This window comes from Achromobacter sp. D10 (assembly GCF_035282245.1).
GTDB lineage: Bacteria > Pseudomonadota > Gammaproteobacteria > Burkholderiales > Burkholderiaceae_B > Achromobacter > Achromobacter insolitus.
The window spans coordinates 169,598-187,075 of sequence record NZ_JAYJLE010000012.1 but is presented as its reverse complement, the minus strand read 5'-3'; the positions used below and the strand labels follow the sequence as shown (position 1 = coordinate 187,075).

The window sequence follows — 17,478 nt, the reverse complement described above, 5'->3', positions numbered from 1 at the left end:
GCAATGGATCCGACTGCAACGCCCGGCCTGTTCAGCTCCGACGCTCGCCTCTACACCCTGGAAGGCGAAGGCGCGCTCGCCTCGCTGCAGATTGAAGGTTGGGTTGCACGCGAAGCCCTGTCCGGCATCGCGCAGATGCGGCTGGTTGCGCTGGCCGAGAGCGCCAGCCTGGATCTGGGGGACATGATCGGGCGGCCTGTGACGTTGTGGACGACGCGCGCGGATGGCAGCCGTGCGGGCCGCAGCGGCCTGGTCCGTGAAGCCGAACTGCTGTCTGGCGATGCCGGCGTGGCGCGTTACCGCCTGACGGTCGTGCCGTGGCTGTGGCTCGCCACCCAACAGCGCAACAGCCGCGTGTTCGAAGCGCGGCCGGTGCTGGACATCATCGGCTATGTGTTGGGTGCGTACGAAGGCTATGTGCATCGCGTGGCGGCGGATGCCACCGAAGCGCTGGCCGACGTGGCGCCGCGGCCTTACACCACGCAGTACCGCGAAACCGACTATGCCTTCATCAGCCGGTTGCTGGCCGAAGCAGGACTGGGCTGGACGATGGTCGAAGATCCCGAGGTGCCCGCACGGCACGCAGTGCTGGTGTTTGCCGACAGCCGGAGCCTTGCCGAGGACGCGGAATCAGCGGGCGGCGGCGTGCGCTTTCACCGCGCGGGCGCGACCGAGTCCAGCGATACCGTGCAGGCCATGGCACGCCAGTGGCGGCGCGGTCCGGACCGCGTTACGGTCCTGGGCTGGCACGCGGGCGGCAAGCGCGCGGTGGCGGCAGAGGCGCTGGCGCGCCCGGCGGACGGCGGCGAAGAGGAGGGCCTTGAATGGTATGAGGTGGCCGGTCACGGCAGCTTCGCCGACGAGGCGCAGGCGCGGCGCCAGGCCGGATTGGCAATGGAAGCCGTGCAGGCCGGCGCGGAGACCTTTGCCGGCCTGGGCGGTGTGCGCACCTTCCGATCGGGCACGCGATTCACCCTGCAGAACATGTCCCCGCTCGGGCCTTCCGGTGAAGAGGGCTTTGAGCCGGTCTTCGCGCTGGACCGGATCGAGCACGTCGGCATCAACAACCTGCCACCCGAGACGCGCGCCTCGCTGGCGCAGCGCCTTGGCGGCCTGGATGCGCATTTGACGCTGGACGCCGAGGCGCCCGAGCCTCCCGGCGCCGGGCGCCAGGATGCCGATCCGTCGAGGGCCGACGGCGCCGTCCTGGCCAAGGCGCATGAAGTGGGCTACGCCAACCGTTTCCAGGCGGTGCGCTGCGATCGTCCGTGGCGGCCTGCACTTGCGCAAGCGCGTGGCGCGCGCCTGAATGGAGCGCCGTCCGTCCATGGCGTGCACACGGCCATCGTGACGGACGCGGATGGCGCTGTGCAGGCGCGGGGCCAGGACGAAATTCTGCGCAACAAGCGTGGCGACGTGCGCATCCGTTTCCATTGGCAGGCCGAGGGCGAAGAGGGCCTGGCGAAAAGCCGTTGGGCCCGCGTGGCGCAACGCCAATCCGGAGCCGGCATGGGGATGAGCTTCGTGCCGCGTATCGGTCAGGAGGTGCTGGTGCGTTTCCTGGACGACGATGTGGACCAGCCCATCGTGGTGGGCGCGCTGTACAACGGCCGGGGCGAAGGCGGCACGCCGGCTACGCCGGGCGGCCGCGATGGAGGGCAGGCAGACACGCAGGTTTACGCCGCGGCCCGCGACGCAGCGCCCAGCGCGCAGGCTAACCTCGCCGGAGGCAATGCGCCTGCCTGGCATGGCGCCGGAGGCGGCGAGGATAACCACCGCAACGCTGCCGCGTTAAGTGGCTTCAAGAGCAAGGAGTTCGGCGGCTCGGGCTACAACCAGATCGTGTTCGACGACAGCGACGGCCAACTGCGCCTGCAAATCAAGAGCAGCCAGGAAGCCAGCGAGCTGAACCTGGGCCATCTGATCCATCAGGCTGGCAACTACCGCGGCGGCCTGCGCGGCCTGGGCGCCGAACTGCGCACCGACGCCTACGGCGCCGTGCGCGGCGGCGCGGGCGTGCTGCTCAGCACCTACGCCGGCACCGGCGCCGGCCCCGCAGGCGAGGCCGCAGGGCTGCAAGCGCTGGCGAGCCAGGCCGACCAGATGGCGCGCTCGCTGGATGGCGTGGTCGGTGCGCACCAGGGCCTGCGGCTGGCGAGCGCGCTGGGCTCCAAGGGAGCTGAAGCGAGCGTGCTGGACGACGGCAAGGCGCCCTTGGCCGCCATGCATTGCGCGGTATCCGGTACCGTCGCAGGCGAAAGCCTGGATGGCGCGCGCAGTGACGCCTCGGCCAAACACACTCAGGCGGCCGAGGGCAAGGTGCCGCACCTGACCGATCCGGTCGTGTTCATGGCCGCGCGCGCAGGCCTGGCGCAGGTCGCCGGCCAACACATGCAATACACCGCCGGCGAGACCGTGCACTGGTCGGCCGGCAAGGACCAGAACCTGGCCGTGATGGGCGCGCTGCGCGTGCATACGGGGCAGGGGCTGGGCATCGTCGCCGGGTTGCAGCAGGGCGGCGCGGACTCTGGCCTGGACCTGATTTCCGCCACCGGCGACGTGCACGTCCAGGCCCAGCACGACATCCTGCGCGTGCAGGCACAGAAGGACATCACCATCGGCAGCGCGCAGACCAATGTCGAGTATGCCGCGCCCAAGCGCATCCGCATTGCCACCGCGGCCGGCGCCAGCATCGTGCTGGAAGGCGGCAACATCACGGTGACGGCGCCGGGGCGGATCGATGTGAAGACAGGGAACAAGCAGTTTGCGGGGCCTGACCAGATGCCTTATCAGTTTCCGGCCATGCCTGGCCAGGTTTGCGTCGAATGCCTGAAGAACGCCATGAAGCAGGCACTGCCAGCGGTGTTTCGCACATGAGCAATCAGGTTCGTCCGCTGGTCCTGCATTCCGATCTCAAGAGCCTGCACGCCAAGGTCCAGGCCAGCGCTCGCGTCCAAGTATCGGACCTCAATCTCTTTGCCCTGGTCGAGCCCGGCATGCTGGACGGTTGTCGGGACCCCGCGCCCGCCGAGTTGTTGCGCCATTTCGGGGATCCTGGCGATGCATCGCTATACGCGCGGCGGCACGAGGTCGTGGCGGCATCCATCGGCCCGATGCTGGCGCAGCCGGATCTCGCGCAGGCCGAGTGGCTGTGGCGGGTCGGGCAGGCGCATCATGCCGTATCCTGGATATGGACCGAACGGCCTCTTGAAGAGATGGCCCGGCATCTGGCGTGTTGGCTGGATGCGCGGACCGACGATGGCCTGGACTTCCTGCTGCGCTACTACGATCCCCGCCACGCGGAACCCATGCTGATGCTGATGGGAGTAGACGTGCTGCGCGGCATGTTGAAGCCGGGCGAAAGTTGGTCCTGGGTCGATCCCTGGAACCGGGTCTGCTCCCTGACGTTGGCGTCGGGCGGGCCGGTGGCAAGACCGGACTCACCGCTCTGGATCCTGACCCCGCCGCAGACGGAAGCCGTGATGCGCTTATGCGAACCCGGCCCTCTGCTCGACGCGCTGATGCAGCGGGTCCCAGCCATGCTGGCCCGCTGGACGCGCCCCACGCCGTACGCTCTGGCTTGTCATCTTTCGCGGGTGGCGGCGGCACATGGGCTGACGACCTTCGAGCGCCAGTTCTGCTACGCGCTGGATGCGTTGGATCTGCATCCGATGGCGCACCGCAGCTCGGTGGTCCAGGCGCGTTTACGAAATGGGGAAGCGCTGGATGGCGTGTTGGAGCGCCTTGCGTCCGAAGAACGCGCCGCCGTCAGGGCCGAGTTGGCGATGCAGGATGGCGCGATAGAGTTTGAGGCCCCGGCAGGCTATGCCATCGAACCGCTGCCCACAGAATCTGCGCACAGGAGAGTTGCATGAAGTCCAAACGTCTGTGGCTCTGGACGGTGCTGATACTGGCCTTGGTTGCCGTTGGCGCCATCGCGGGTCCGCCCGTCTACCGCTGGGCCTACGCCGCGCTCTTGCCTCCATTGCTGATCTGCGAAGCCCGCAACGACACAGAGGTCGATATCGGCTATCGCCTGGAGGACTCATCCGGCGCATTCCCGGGCGATCGGGTAGCGAAAGCATCGGGAACGCCGGGCGGCCCGCTTTCGGGCGCCTGCATTTATGGTCCGGACAGCCGTAGCAAGCCTGTGCAGGTCGTGTGGGGGGCCATCAACGGCAGCGATAAGCAGTATCCGCATAGCGCTGAATTGAAGGTGCCACGTCCGGGAAATGCCGCGGCGTTATTGCTGCGCTTTACCGCGCCGGACCGGGTGCAGGCCCGCTTTGCGACGGAAACAGAAATGCCAGAGCCTATGGGCGCGCCGGAATCGGTGTGGAACAGCGGCGACTGGGTCAGTCAATGATCAACAAGGGATAGAGGGATGTCGGGGATGTCTGAGCGAGGTCAGGGAAAGTCGGGGCGTTCGAAACTCGGGCGGTGGGTCGCACTGGGCGTACTGGCGGTGATGGCCGTGGTGGCGGGGACTTATGTCTACGTGGAGCGAAGCCAGACGCAAAATGTTCCACGAAGCGCTCTGGAAGGGACAGTGACTGTCTATGCCTATAACTTCACGCCCTATGACATCGCGTACTCGACTACGACCGGACAGCGATGGTTTGCCGATGCCAATGACGCTACTGGGAAAAATGCATACGGATTCGGCTACAAACCGACCTCCTCCGAGGCTCCTTTGGAGGTGTCCTGGCGATATGACTCTGGTCCGCAGGCAACCGAGGAGGGAAACTATCCCTTTCACGTGACGCTCCCTCAGCCAAAACGTCCCGCAGGTGAAGTGGTTCTGGAGCTGCGTCTCTATCCAGAGGGAAAAGTGGCGGCGCGTTATGCCAAGACGCCTCTCGGAGTTGCGTCAGGCAACGTGGATCCTGAACTTCCAGGGAACGATTGGGTGTCGAATCGATGAGCGCCGCGGATAGTTGGAAAGAAATATCGCTGGATGAGGAACGCGAAGTCATGCGCGCCGTCGCATGTGAGCCGAGCAGTAGCGTCAAATGCCATGGGAAATTGCATGTCGCGCTTTTCTTTGATGGCATAGGCCTGAACGTAGCGGATCCGGTACTGCCGCCATCCAATGTTGGGCGCTTGTTCAGGGCGTTTGGAAGGGACGCCGTTGGATCGATAGCCAGAGCTGGGTACTACGTGGCCGGCCTGGGTACCGAAATGAATTTGGATGCCTACGAGTTCGCCAAGAATCAAGCGGGATCGATCGCGGGAGATATGCTTAAAAGCGTCACCGTGGATCCTGCCAAGGATCTTCCCAAGGATACTGCCAAGGACATCGGTCTCGACATCCTCAAAGGCAGGCGCGTGGGTGAAGCTGCCAGTGACGCAATGAAGGGGCTGCCCGGTAAAGTGCGCAAGGATGTGGGAGATGCGATACGAAATCCAGGCAGGACTGGTGTCAAGATTGTCAAGGATGCTGCCGGAAACATTACACGCGCCATTTTGGATCAGCTTGATCCGGTTCGTGATTCCCGATTCATGTTCGAGGCGATCAACTCCGGTGTTGCTCCGCGTATTTCTCAAGGAGTTTCCTACTTCAAGAACGCTATTTCCTCGCAGGCGATCAAGATCGAGGAAATCCAGGTTTCGGTTTTTGGTTGCGATTGGGGGGCGGCGCTGGCTCGGGCTTTTCTTAATGAGCTGTGCAAGGAATGCGACGGCGATGCCAATAGCGATACGCTTGAATGGACGCTCGAGGATAAGCGCAAGGTCCCGCTCAAGATGGTGTTTGCCGGGTTCTACGATGCAGTGGGGTATCGCGACAATTCTGTCGTCGGCTTCCTGGCTTCAAAAACTCCATTTGGCTTCTTGCGCAACACCGCTGCAGACGACCAGGAACTGCCGCGTGCGCTCGCGAAGGCCGCGCATTTCATTGCGGGGCATGAGCTGAGATGGCGGGTGCATACGCTGGGCGGTGCGACACTGCGTGCCTTAACCGATACGCCAATGTCGCCGCCCGCGCGTCAGGAGCGTGTGTACCCAGGTTTGGGTGCCGATGTGTCGGGATGCTATCCGCCTGGGTTTCAGCAGCGGGATCCAGGAATAGGCCGCGTCACGCTGCAGGAAATGTGGCGCATAGCCAGACTTTCCGGCGTGCCCTTCGAAGGACTGGAAAAAACCAAGACGAACGCAAGAGCCTTGGGCGCTGATTTCGATATTGCTGCGACCTCGACGGTGCGTAATGATCTGCGAAGCTACGTGCAACAGCTGGCGAGGCCTTCCAAGCAACTGCTGGAACTGCGGCATGCCCGGGATGCTATCGATGGCATGGAAGGCGACAAGACGCTTGCGCGGCAACTCTACCTTCATCGCATGGTTTACGTGGTCTGGTTGCGGATGCTGCTCAATGACGCGCGAACCGGCGCTGCTCCGGGGTATTTGTACATCACGGCGATGCAGGCCGCGATCGACTTTGCGCGCTTGGAAATCATGCATAAGCACCCCGGCAAGGTGACGTTCTTCGGGGGATCCCGCATCTCGCCTCCCGACGACTATCAACGCGCCTGCATGGAGGTGTCGTCGTTACCGGATAACGAGCGTCCGCGTTTGGGGCCGGCGATTATGCGGATTTTCTCGGGCTATATGCATGATCCGGTGGACCCTCCTGATGATGGTTGGGCGATTCAACGCTTGCCCAACAATGCACGACTTTTCCGGTCCCGCTACATCGACGATGGCGACGATACGCGGCAGCCCACATTTACGGAAAAATTGAAGAAAGCGGCCGACGCAACCTTCTCCAATATGGCGACACCGAATCCGCTGCTATTGGGATTGCCGTTCTAGTCGTCGGCGGGCAGGCGTCGGAACTGGCCATCAAGGAATGAGGTTAGAGATGCGAAAGCGCCTGACGCGCCGATGAGCATATCGTGGCGCTATGAATCCGGGCCAGATGCAGCCGGGGAGGGCCGCTTTCCGTTTCAGGTGACGCTTTCCCAGCCTCAGCGTCCCGCTGGCGAGATCGTAGTGGAGTTGCGTATATATCCAGAGGGGAAAGCGGCGGTGCGCTATGCCAAGTCGCCGCTCGTATCGGATTCCAGCAACGTGGCCCCAGAGCTTCCGGGAAGTGATTGGGTGACGAATCGATGATCACGTTAGATGCCTGGATAGAGATATACCTTGAAGAAGCGGGGCATCGGAAAGCTCTATCCATGGGAGGCGGTTTTGCGTGAATTCGTCATGTGGTCCACTGACATGGCCCTGTATGCGACACAAGCCTTGGCGTTCGCGCTGCCTATCCTCTATCTCCTCGGGATCGCAGTCCACGTGCGCCCAAACCGTTTCGGAGCCTTGGGATCCGAGGCGTCGCGCAAGTGGTTTGCCGTGGCCATGGTAGCCGTCTGGGCGTTTGCTGCCGTGGCTGCTCTGCTCGCCTACTACGTCGCCCGGAACTATGACCGCGGGTATGGGTATTTCCTGTTCTTTCTTCCCTACTATCTGGGACCCGCGCTGATTTTGTCCGTGATCGGCTTGTGGGTCCGGTACCGGTTGTGCAAGGGGTGAAGGGCAATGCCTGATGTGCCGCTAAAATTCCGCCATGCTTCCGCCTCAAGTCCTCGTCGCCCTTATCGTCCTGATGCTCGCCGTCGTCATCCCGCTGTTCGCGGTGACGATCCAGCTGAGCCGTTACATCTATTGGTCCCTGTGGGCTGACAAGGCCACGCGCGGCGAGCGCCCGCATTTCACGGGCCCGGTCCTGGCGCTGATCTTCAGTACGCTGGCCGCCAGCGATTTCGTGGGCTATGAACCCTTTCTGACGATCTCGGCGATGAACCCGGTGCCGATCGAGGCCAGGGCCTACTTCACCGTTGCGATGCTGGCGCTGGCCGTCTGGTGCTGGGCCTATGGGCGGTCGATCCGGGACCGGGTGCTGCGCATGATCGGGGCCCGCGCGTCTTAGCGGCCGCTGCAAGCAGGGCGCTTACTTCGCCGCCTGCACTTCGATCTTCACCGTATTCGAGCGCACGCCGTTCGATTCGATATACACCTCGTAGACCGCCGGATCCTTGGGCAGCTGCACCTGCGCCGCCAGATCGGTGCTGAACTGCGTCCCGACGCTGATGCCGGGGCTGATGGGAATGCCCTTGGGGGGACGCGAGCTGGGGATCTCGTCCACTTCCATGCCGGGGCGCTTGCGCGGCTTGTACTCGTAGGCCACCCCTTCATAGACCGCCTTGGTCTGCGTATTGATGGCGACGAAACGCGGCAGCTTCTGGTTTTGCGAGACGGGGATGATGCCCTGCGCGCAGACCGGGATGACCAGCGCGCCGGAAGCCTGCGGGCGCACGCGGGCGGGCGCGGCGATGTTGAGCTGGTCGTCGCTGCCATGGTTGGGCGGAATGCAGGCGTGGTCACGCACCGTGCCGATGGGCGCGGTAGCGAACGAGGGCGGGTCGATCCAGTCGGTGTTCATCGTGGTCTTCTGGGTATGAGGGGTGGGGCGCGCGGCGGTGGCGGCGCCAGGCGCGGCCAGGGCCATCGCGGCCGCGAGCAGCAGAGCCAGCACCGGCGCCGTGCGGCGCCGCGCGTCAGAACGAGGGCCAGCCATTGGACATATCCGTCTTGCGCACGGCCTGGGCGCAACTGGCGCAGAAGCGGATGCTGACGCAGTCGCCGCCGAACATGACGCAGGAGCCGACGTGGCTGGGGTCGGCCTGGCTGGCGGGCAGGCCGAAGTGGCAATGGTTGCCGAACTGGGAATAGAAATACGGACCCTTGTCGAGCTTGGACGAGTCCATGTCGGCCTCGTCCGGGTGAGTCCGCGCCCACTCGGGTCCGCTGGGCGTCATGCCGATCAGATGGCCGATCTCGTGCACCAGCGTCTGCTGCAGATAATCCAGCGTGTTGGGCTCCCAGGGGCTCATTGCCGCCACGCCGAGGAGGTTGGTGCCAGGGAACGCCACGCCGCCTGCGGAGCTTTCCAGCAACCGGACCTTCAGGATGATCTTGCCCGAGGTCGGCACGGGCACCAGGCCCGCCATGCGGATGTTCAGGGCGTGGCAGGCTTTGGGATTCGCAGGGTCGTAAGGCACCGGGGTCATGCGGTCCTTGGGTATCGTCACCTGTCTGATGCCGGCCGCAGGGTCGGTGTATTCGAACAGGCATTCGACGTACCAGTCCACGCCAGGCTCGATGTGATGCCACAGGAAGCTGAGGGTGCCGTCGGCGTTGACGAATTGCACCTGCTTGTCGCCCGCGCCGGGGCCGGCCGAGGCTTGCACGTAAATGGGCTGGACGGGCAGCATCGAGGCCAAGCGGTCGATATGGCAGACGACGAGCGTATAGGGCTCGTGGTCCGGGCCCTGCGATCCGGGGTAGACGGAAGCCGCCAGCTGGCGCAGGCGTTCATAACCGTCGTCCGTGAACACGTCCATGTTGGCGTCCCCGCGTGCGCTGACTGGCGGCAATTGCACGACGTCCACGCCATGCCGCGCGTATTCCGTCGCGGTCGGCTGGAAGCCGTGGCGGCGTGCCAGGGGCTCGGGACCGGGCAGCATGATCTCCTGGAGATACAGCCGCCTTGCAGTCTCGACCTGTTCGGTGGAGATGGTCTGGTTCTTGTCGTTGACCACCTCGAAGGTATAGGTGTTCAGGCCCGCGGCCGGCAGGGTGATGTTGTCGACCACCTTGGTGCCGTCGGCATCGGTCACGTAGCTGTAAGAGCGCTGGTTCGGCTCTCGATACAGCGGCTGGCGGCTTTGTTCGCGCGCGGAGTACACCGCATTGCCCGGACGCGGGCTGACCTTGACGCTGAAGCGATGCTGGCCGGCCTTGTTGAAGCGCACGCGGATTCTGGGCTTGTTGGTCTGGCGGTCCAGGCTGTCCAGCGCCTGGCCGTCGTTCCAGACCTCGTCCTCTTCCTTCAGGTTGACGTACTGGAGCTTGGCGCCGCTCCTGGCTCGGTAGGCGGACGGCGTGGGTGTGCCGGCATCTGGCGTCCCGGCCGCCGCGGAGCCGCCCGCGTCCTGGCCGCCGGGCGCGCCCGCAGGCCTCGCCACAGGGCCGGGCAGGCTGACGCCGGCCATTTCCATGACGCGCTTGGCCATCGCCGGATAAGGCGAATTCGCCACCGCGGGGATGTTCATGATCGCCTCCGCTACCTTCGGCAGCGTGACGCTGGAAATCGTGGGCGACTGCAGGATGGCGCCGACCACGGACGGAATCGCGGAGTCCGTCAGGCCGGGCGTGCTGAGTATCGCGCCCGCTACCGCGGGCAGATTGCCCTGGTTGACGTCGGGCATGGTCAGCAGCGAGTTCACCGCCGAGCTCAGCGCGGCGGGGCGGCCGCCCATGGCGCCCATGGCCTGGGTCATGACCGGGCCGATGGCGGCCCCCACGCCGCCGCTGCCGGCTGCGGCCAGGTTGGACGCGGCGCCCAGGGCGGATGCTGCCGTGGCGTTGCCCATTGCCGTGGCGGCGCTGGAAGCGCCCGACAGCATGCCCGAGGCGGATGGACCGGCGCCTGCGGCCGGCGAGGCGAGGGTGGATGCCTGCGAGGCCAGGGCCGACGCCTGCGTGGCCATGCCGCCGGCCTTGGACACGGCGCCTGCCGCGTCAGTCAGCGCCTGGGGCATGGATACCGCGCCGGCCAGCGCGTCGCCAGCGCCTTGTGCCATGTTCATGGTGGAGAGGCCGCCGTCCATTAGCGACGGCGTTGCCATGCCGGCCAAGGATTGCGTGGCGCCGCTGGTCAGCGACGGCGCCACATTCTGCATGGCCGTCTTCGCCATGCCGCCGGCTTTGGCCATGGCGCCCGACATCAGCTCCGAGCCCGCCTGGCCCGCTGCCTGCATGGTCTTGCCGGCCATCGCGCCCAAGTCCTGCACAGGCTTGAGCGCGTCGCCCGCCATGTCCTTGGCCTGATCCAGCATGCCGGACGCGCCATCGGCCGCCGCCGACAGGCTCTTGGAGACGGCAGTCGCGCCGCTCGCAAGTGCCGCGCCGGCGCTGCCCAGCAGGGAGCTTTGCGATCCAGCGGCCGCTGCCGCGGTGGGGGCTGTCGCCGCTGGAGCCGCGGCGATAGCGCCGGTCGCCCCAGCCGCATTCAGCGCCTGGCCGGAGCCGGCTTCCGCCTGCAGCCTGGCCTTGGGCCGGTGTACCAGTTCGGCCGTCACCAGCATCGGATCGCCAACCTGGGTGGAGGGCAGCGCGGGCAACGTGGCGGCATCGCTGGCTGGCCCGATCAGATTGTGCGACGCGCCCTTGACCGAGAACATGCCCGGCCCCTTGAACAGGATATCGCCGCCGTTCATAACGATGCTGGCGCCCGCCGCCTGCAGAGTGATGCTCTGGTTCGCCAGGATCTCGATGCTGTCGGTGGTGGAAGTGACGGTGATGTCCTGACCGGCCAGCATCTCCAGCATGTCGGTATGCGCGTGGATCGACACTGGCGACTCGGCGGCGACGGCGCGGATGCCGCCGTCCTGCACAAACAGGCTGGTGGAGCGGCCGGAGGCAGTGGCAAAGGTCTGGCGCGCTGCCACGTGGCCGTCGGCCTGCGCGGTGACGTGCAGGTTCTCGCTGGCGTGCAGGATCGCCGAGGCCGGCGTTGCAAAGTTGAGTGAGGACGGCGCGTCGATCAGCATGCGGGCGCCGTCGATGCGCTCCACCGCCTCTGTGCCCGTACGCTCGGCGCCGCTGGCCTTGACCGCCTGCTGACCGCCCACGCTGCCGGGATAGCGGCCGTCGCCCTTGGGGTCGATGGCGCGAGTCAGCGCGTCATATTGGCTGGTGGCTGCGAGCGGGCGCGCCTGGCGCTGCGTGCCGGCAGCATTCAGGCGCTGTGCCGCGTTCTGCGCGCCGCGCAGCAGCGCCAGCGCTTCCCGGGCGTCGGCCTGGGTGGAGCGGGCGTCTTCGCGCGCATTGGCGGACACGAGCATGCCCTGTCCTGAGCGCACCACGGTCCAGGCGTCGGAGCGTAGTTCGAAGCCGGTGCCGCGCCATGCGCCGCGGCTGGATTCATCCGCCGCCTGCTGGACCAGATAGCCCAGGCCCAGTTGCGTGGCGCCGACTGAACTGGACAGGCGCGTGCGCATCTGCCGGGGCGTGTCGTCGAACAGCCATTGGCTGTGGCCGTCGTTGTCCAAGCCCTTGCTGTGCCAGCCGCTGAGCGTGCCGGGATGGTTGGCCCCGGCGTCCTCGCCGGCAGACCAGGGCGGCAGGTCTGCATCGTTATACAGCTGCGCCGAGGCCACGGGCCGGTCTATGTCGCCGTCCAGGAACTCGACGAGGATCTCGGTGTCCTTGCGCGGCAGATGGTGCGCGCCCCAGTTGGGGCCTGCCTGTGCGCCCGCCACGCGGAGCCAGGTGCCGGAACTGTCGTCGCCTGGCGCGTTGCCGGTGTCGTCGCCATGACTGCGGTGCGCAAGACCGCCAGCCAGCGGACGCGCGCCACGTTGCCAAGGAAATTGCACCTTGATGCGCAGATCGCGGCCCGAGGAAATGGGCGTGTCCGGCGCCGCCACCACCACGGCCACCAGGCCTTCGGGCGCCGTGGGCTTGGCGCGCCATTCCGGCATCAGCGGCGCCGCCGCGGGCAGCGCGTCAAAGTCATTGCGGTACGAACCGTGCTCCAGATCCGACGCGCCCAGCACCTGGGCGGCCTGGCTACCCAGGTTATTGGCGGCTTGGTGCAGCACGCTCAAGAGGGTATAGCGGTTTCCGCCCATTTCATCGAGCGCTTGACCCGAGCCCGCGGCGTAACGGCTGTGCTGGGTCAGGGTGAAATCATGGCCCGGCATCATCTGCCGGGCCGTCCCGCTGCCGTCGAAACGCACCATCCGGGCTTCATGCGCCTGCAAGCGGCGCGCGACGGCAAGTTCCGCGTCGTCGCTGTCGGCATAGCGGCCATGGCCGTCGTAGTCGTAGTCTTCCAGGAGAGGCAAGGCGCCGGCCTGCACATCGGATTGCGCATGGGCCGCGTGCGCGAGCAGCTTGCGTTCGTCCCAGGCCAGGCGGGTGACTGCGTTGGGCCGTACCGCGCGGGATGCCCCAAAGCGCGTAATGCTGTCCTGGGTTTCGGTGGCGTCGCTACGGTGAAAGCGCAGCGTGGCGTCGGGGCAGACCGGCCGCGCCGCGCGTGTGTCGAACACCACCAGGCGGTGGCGCGCGCCGCCGGAGGCGTCGCCGTCCTGTTCGTCCTGCTGATGATCGAAACGGAAGCTGAGGCCGGCTTCGGCCATGATGCGCAACACAAAGGCCAGATCGGTTTCGCGGTACTGGGTGCGCAATGGTCTCGGTGCGGGCGGCTCGGCGATGTCGAACGAGTAGGCCGCCATCGGATAGTCGGCGAAGATCTCGGTCAAGATGTCCGTGACCGACTTGTCCTGGAACACAAAGCTGTCGCGGCGCAGGCCCAGCGACGCCAACCAGGGCCCGGCGTGCAGCCGGTAGCGCGCCAGGCCGCCGTCCGCGCCCAGCGCGTCCACGCCTTCCACCACGGCATGCCACTGTCGTCTGCCGCCATCGGCCAGCAGCAGGCTGACGGTGATCTCGCGGCCCAACAGCGCCTGCACGTCCAGTTCGGCGTTGGATGCCAGGCAATCCAGCGTCAACGCATACAGTTCGGAAACACCTTCACGCAGGCTCATGCGCTCGACGGCGAGCGCTGCGTCCAGGGGCGTGCGCACTTGCAGGAGGCGGGCGTTCTGGGAGAGGGCGGCGGTATCCAGGCTGCTGAAGCCGGCGGACGCATGGGGGCGGTCGGTCATGGTGCTGGGCGGTCGGCCTGCGGCCTTCAGGGGAGCGAGATGGTCAAGTGCGCGGCGCGCGGCCCGATCTTGACGATGTCATGGTACGGAGCCATGGCGGTCTGCATGTCGCGGTTGAGGAAATGGCTCATGCCCAGATAGGCCAGCAGTCCCAGCAGCGCGAACAGTGCTCCGATGCTCCATAGCGGCACGTCGCGCTTGAGGGTGTGGGCGATCTTGTCGGGCAGGGGCCAGTGCGGAGCGAAACCCGCGCGCTTGCCGCGCAGCAGCGTGATTTCGTCGCCCAGCCGCGCGGTGAGATAGCCCAGCTTTTCCTGGCCTTCGATCATGTACTTGCCTTGGAAACCCAGCAATAGGCACATGTAGAACACTTCCAGCGATTGCAGGCGCGGCGCGCCTTGTGCGCGCAGGTCTTCCAGGCGGGCAAAGAAGTTCTCGCCAGCGAGTTGCTCGCCGAAGAGCGTCAGTTGCAGCGGCTGCAGCATCCAGGCGTCGCGGATGGAAAAGCCAGAGTTCAGCACGGTTTCGTCCACTGCCGCGCAGAACGCGTACTTGGTGGCGTAGACGTCCTCGGCGGGAATGTCCATTTTCTTGGCGCTGCGTTCGAAGTCCGCCAGGAACTGCTGGACGCGCGCCGAGAATGAGGCGGCGTCTACGGGCTCCTGGCCGCTTTTCAGCAGGAACAGCATCAGGAACCCGTCGTACAGCAGGTCCAATAAGGACTTCGCGGGGCGCGAACCGTAAAAGTCCGCGGCTCGGGGAGGGAGCGAGGCTCCGGGCATCAGGGAAGGCGCGTCGGCGGTCATGGGCAAGCTCTAGCGGGTGACGGCGATGAGGTCCAGTTTCAGGTCGGGGATGCCCGAAGGGGCATAGATGGCGATGCTGCGCGCTTGCAGCATGCGGTCGTACAGCGAGCCGCGGGTCTGCAAGGTGAAGTAGCAGGCACCGGGTTTGACGGGCACGGCGGGGGGAACCTGCGGCGTGTACACAAGCTGCACGCCCGGCATCGCCGACAGCACCAGTTTTTCGACGTCGTCGGGCGCGCCCACTTTGAAGCGCAGCGGCACGGTTTCGGCCAGTTCGCTGGCAGGCGTGGCGGCAGAGACCGACAAATAGAGCGCAGTGGTCTCGTCGAGCTTGCCGGAGTCCAGCCGGCCCACATGGAATGAGGGGCGCAGCTCTTCCAGCACGATGGAGAAGTAGCGGGTGGAGATGACCGTGTCGAGCAGGTCGCGCAGGATCTCGTCCAGTTGGGCAAAGGCCGCGCCAGGCGCGTCGTGCTGATAGGCCGGCAGGTCCGCCAGCGTATGGACCTTGGAGAAGGTCATGAGCGCACCCGCCAACCTCAGCATTTCCTGGAACAGGCGCTCGGGATGCAGTTGCGGGTTGTGGAACAGGTGCGACAGCGCGGAGTAGGCCTCGTTGCAGGTGTGCAGCAGCCAGAAGGAGGCCACGTCGCCCGAGCGGAACTCGATGATGTTCTTGTTCGGCTCGCGGTGAAAGCCATAGAGCGCATTGACCTTCGCCTGCAGCGCGTCGAGCAGGCGGCGCAGCTGTTCGAAGAGCGCGCTGCATGCCTGTACGGTGACGCTGGGGGCGATGAAGCTGGTGTCCAGTTCATAGCCCGCGCTGGCGGTACGGCGCACGCGCGCGACGGGAATGGTCAGCAGCGCGTCGCGCGGTTCGTGTTCCGAAAGCAGGCGCACGTTCTTGCGCAGGAACGCGAGTTCGGCCGTGCTGGCGTTGGTGTAGAGATCGGGGGCGGGGCTGTCCTGGTGCGCGTAGCGCGCATCGAAGCCTTGCTCCTGGCGCGTGTCACGGTAGTTGCCGCCGATGTCTTTCATCGGATGCAGCGCCAGGTAGAAAACCGCCGTGCTGGCCCCATCCAGTCCGTCCAGCGCCACAGCGGGCGGCAGGTCGTCGTTGTGGGGCGCGCTGTAGATTTCGCCATCGGGAAAGATCGCGGAGAGTTCGGTCGCGCGCAGCATGCCGTTGGCGAGGGCGGCTGCGTCGAAGCGTGCGGCGCGCAAGCCCCAGGAATAGGGGTGCAGCGCGCGGCTCATTTCCGCGAGGCGGGCCTCGTGGTACGCGTCTTGGCGTTGAAAATGCTGGGGCCGCAGGAACAGCCCCTCTCCCCACAATATCTTCGCTGAATGGCTCACGTTTGCTGGCTCTTGCTTCTTATATATAGAGGGCGTCCATGACGGCGGGTCGACGGGGGCGGCTCGCGTTCAGCTCGGGCATTGCACCGAGCCGAGGCGGGCCGGGTCGAAGCCGGGCACGCCCGGTGGCAACACGGTTTTTCCGGTGACCACGGTCATCGCGCAGGCATGGGCGCCCATGACGATGCCGGTGTCCTCGGCGGCTTTTACTTCGAATACGTATTTCCAACGCTGTGGCGCGGGCGCGTAGAACAAGCCCGCGACAGCGATGTAGGCAGCGGTTTTAGGCACTTTTTCCAGGTGCTCGTAACGCTGTCCCGGCGTCAGGGTGACTTCGCGCGCAGCGATGATGCTGTCACCCAACGCCGCCTTTTCGGCGTCAGTATCAACCAATTGCGTGAGCGGTGCGCGTTGAAATGCCTCGGCATTCTTCAAATAGTATATTTTCGTAACCACAGCCATTGGCTGGCCGCTACTCGCATTCAAATTTTCTCCGGCGTGTATCGCCAATTTCACGTCGACAGGCGCATTCGGGTCCTTTTTCAGGCCCGCCATATCCATCACGCCGCCGGTCATTCCCGCCACCGCTCCAATCGCTGAAACCGCTGCGCAACCGCTGATTACGGCGCTTGCCGCGACGGCTGCCGCCGCTGCCATGCACCGAGAAAAATAGAGATGTTTTGACATGGCTCTTTATACCGGAAGGCTGCGACAACATACAGATCGCAGCACGATGCGCGAAATTTGGTGGTGAGTTACATGAAGTAATGCACTGTAGTGTGGTGCTAACAAAAGGTTGTTGAAATACGCGGCCTTGGTTACACCCTCCTACACACCAAAAATATGCACATATCCCGGGTTCTCCTCATCAGCGGAATGCTGGCCTTCCTCGCGGGTTGCGCCACTTCTCCCAAGCCGCAGACCGACGCGGAATACAAGCAGTCGATGACGCACGCCACGCAGACGCTGGCCTCCAAGGGCAACGATCAGGCCGTCGCCGAATTCCAGGAGATTGCCGTGTTGAACCCCGCGCGCGGGGAGCCCTGGTCGTACATCGCGAAGATCCGTTTCGACGAACAGAAGTACGGCGAGGCCATCGTCGCGGCCGACGAGGCGCTGAACCGCGACCCCGAGGACTTCACGGCCAAGACCGTGCGCGCCGTGGGTGGCCTGCGCGTGGCGATGCAGTCCTTGGCCGATTTGCGCGCCAACGCGCTGCTTGCCGGCAACGCCCGCACCGATGCGGTCGCGCTGGCTGCCGCCATGCGTGAAACCCTGGGCCAGGACGTGCTGTTTCCCGAAGGCTATAAGCCGCCCCGCCCGCGCCAGCCGCGGCGCTCGGACGCCCAAGGCGCGGCCGCCGGGCAACAGGCCAAGCCTGCCGCCAATACCGCGGCAACATCCGCAGCCACGCCGGCCGCGCCTGCCGCGACTTCTGCGGCAACCCCCGCGGCTAATACCCCGGCGGCGCCAGCCGCAACGCCGTCCACGGCCCCTGCGGCATCTGGCGCTGCTGCGGCCGGCCGCGCGCCGGATCCGTTCGGCAACCTCCTCAAACCCTGATCGGGCCCACGGCCTCTTCA

Annotated in this window: 13 protein-coding genes; 8 read left to right on the top strand and 5 right to left on the bottom strand. The window is 65.6% G+C overall.

Features of this window, described 5'->3' with window-relative positions:
- Positions 1-3: 3 nt before the first annotated feature.
- The 7 genes from VCS63_RS24815 to VCS63_RS24785 all read left to right on the top strand — a co-directional run bounded on the left by VCS63_RS24815 (position 4) and on the right by VCS63_RS24785 (position 7,924).
- Positions 4-2,877, top strand: a complete 2,874-nt coding sequence (locus VCS63_RS24815; protein ID WP_323881292.1) for a type VI secretion system Vgr family protein — start codon at positions 4-6, stop codon at positions 2,875-2,877.
- Entirely contained in the window at positions 2,874-3,875 is a 1,002-nt protein-coding gene (locus VCS63_RS24810) for a DUF4123 domain-containing protein (RefSeq protein WP_042795230.1), read from the top strand. Before VCS63_RS24815 ends, VCS63_RS24810 begins: the two co-directional genes overlap by 4 nt.
- Complete coding sequence (locus VCS63_RS24805; RefSeq protein ID WP_323881290.1) at positions 3,872-4,366, top strand: hypothetical protein; 495 nt, start codon at positions 3,872-3,874, stop codon at positions 4,364-4,366. Before VCS63_RS24810 ends, VCS63_RS24805 begins: the two co-directional genes overlap by 4 nt.
- Positions 4,367-4,393: 27 nt before the next feature.
- Entirely contained in the window at positions 4,394-4,924 is a 531-nt protein-coding gene (locus tag VCS63_RS24800) for a hypothetical protein (protein WP_131798713.1), read from the top strand.
- Positions 4,921-6,810, top strand: a complete 1,890-nt coding sequence (locus VCS63_RS24795) for a hypothetical protein (RefSeq protein ID WP_063642892.1) — start codon at positions 4,921-4,923, stop codon at positions 6,808-6,810. The genes VCS63_RS24800 and VCS63_RS24795 overlap by 4 nt, the downstream gene beginning before the upstream one ends.
- 333 nt (positions 6,811-7,143) lie before the next feature.
- Positions 7,144-7,527, top strand: coding sequence for a hypothetical protein (locus VCS63_RS24790; RefSeq protein WP_323881287.1), 384 nt, complete (start codon positions 7,144-7,146; stop codon positions 7,525-7,527).
- A gap of 34 nt (positions 7,528-7,561) precedes the next feature.
- Positions 7,562-7,924: a hypothetical protein gene (locus VCS63_RS24785; RefSeq protein WP_323881286.1), complete on the top strand. Its 363-nt coding sequence runs from the start codon at positions 7,562-7,564 to the stop codon at positions 7,922-7,924.
- A 21-nt stretch (positions 7,925-7,945) separates the two neighbouring features.
- On the opposite strand, the gene VCS63_RS24780 is transcribed toward VCS63_RS24785, so the two are convergent.
- The 5 genes from VCS63_RS24780 to tssJ form a co-directional block, all read right to left on the bottom strand.
- The gene (locus VCS63_RS24780) at positions 7,946-8,572 is read right to left on the bottom strand and encodes a hypothetical protein (RefSeq protein WP_323881284.1); all 627 of its coding nucleotides are present in this window, start codon (positions 8,570-8,572) and stop codon (positions 7,946-7,948) included.
- Positions 8,553-13,733: a type VI secretion system tip protein TssI/VgrG gene (gene tssI, locus VCS63_RS24775; RefSeq protein WP_323881282.1), complete on the bottom strand. Its 5,181-nt coding sequence runs from the start codon at positions 13,731-13,733 to the stop codon at positions 8,553-8,555. The genes VCS63_RS24780 and tssI overlap by 20 nt, the downstream gene beginning before the upstream one ends.
- A 26-nt stretch (positions 13,734-13,759) precedes the next feature.
- On the bottom strand, positions 13,760-14,539 hold the full coding sequence (gene icmH / locus VCS63_RS24770) for a type IVB secretion system protein IcmH/DotU (RefSeq protein WP_042795225.1): 780 nt from the start codon (positions 14,537-14,539) through the stop codon (positions 13,760-13,762).
- A 9-nt stretch (positions 14,540-14,548) separates the two neighbouring features.
- Entirely contained in the window at positions 14,549-15,895 is a 1,347-nt protein-coding gene (tssK, locus tag VCS63_RS24765; protein ID WP_112966346.1) for a type VI secretion system baseplate subunit TssK, read from the bottom strand.
- A gap of 69 nt (positions 15,896-15,964) precedes the next feature.
- Positions 15,965-16,582, bottom strand: a complete 618-nt coding sequence (gene tssJ, locus VCS63_RS24760) for a type VI secretion system lipoprotein TssJ (RefSeq protein WP_223306381.1) — start codon at positions 16,580-16,582, stop codon at positions 15,965-15,967.
- 189 nt (positions 16,583-16,771) lie between these two features.
- Here tssJ and VCS63_RS24755 point away from each other — a divergent pair, with 189 nt between their 5' ends.
- A complete protein-coding gene (locus VCS63_RS24755) occupies positions 16,772-17,458 on the top strand; it encodes a hypothetical protein (RefSeq protein WP_042795224.1) in 687 nt (228 codons plus the stop codon).
- Positions 17,459-17,478: the final 20 nt, after the last annotated feature.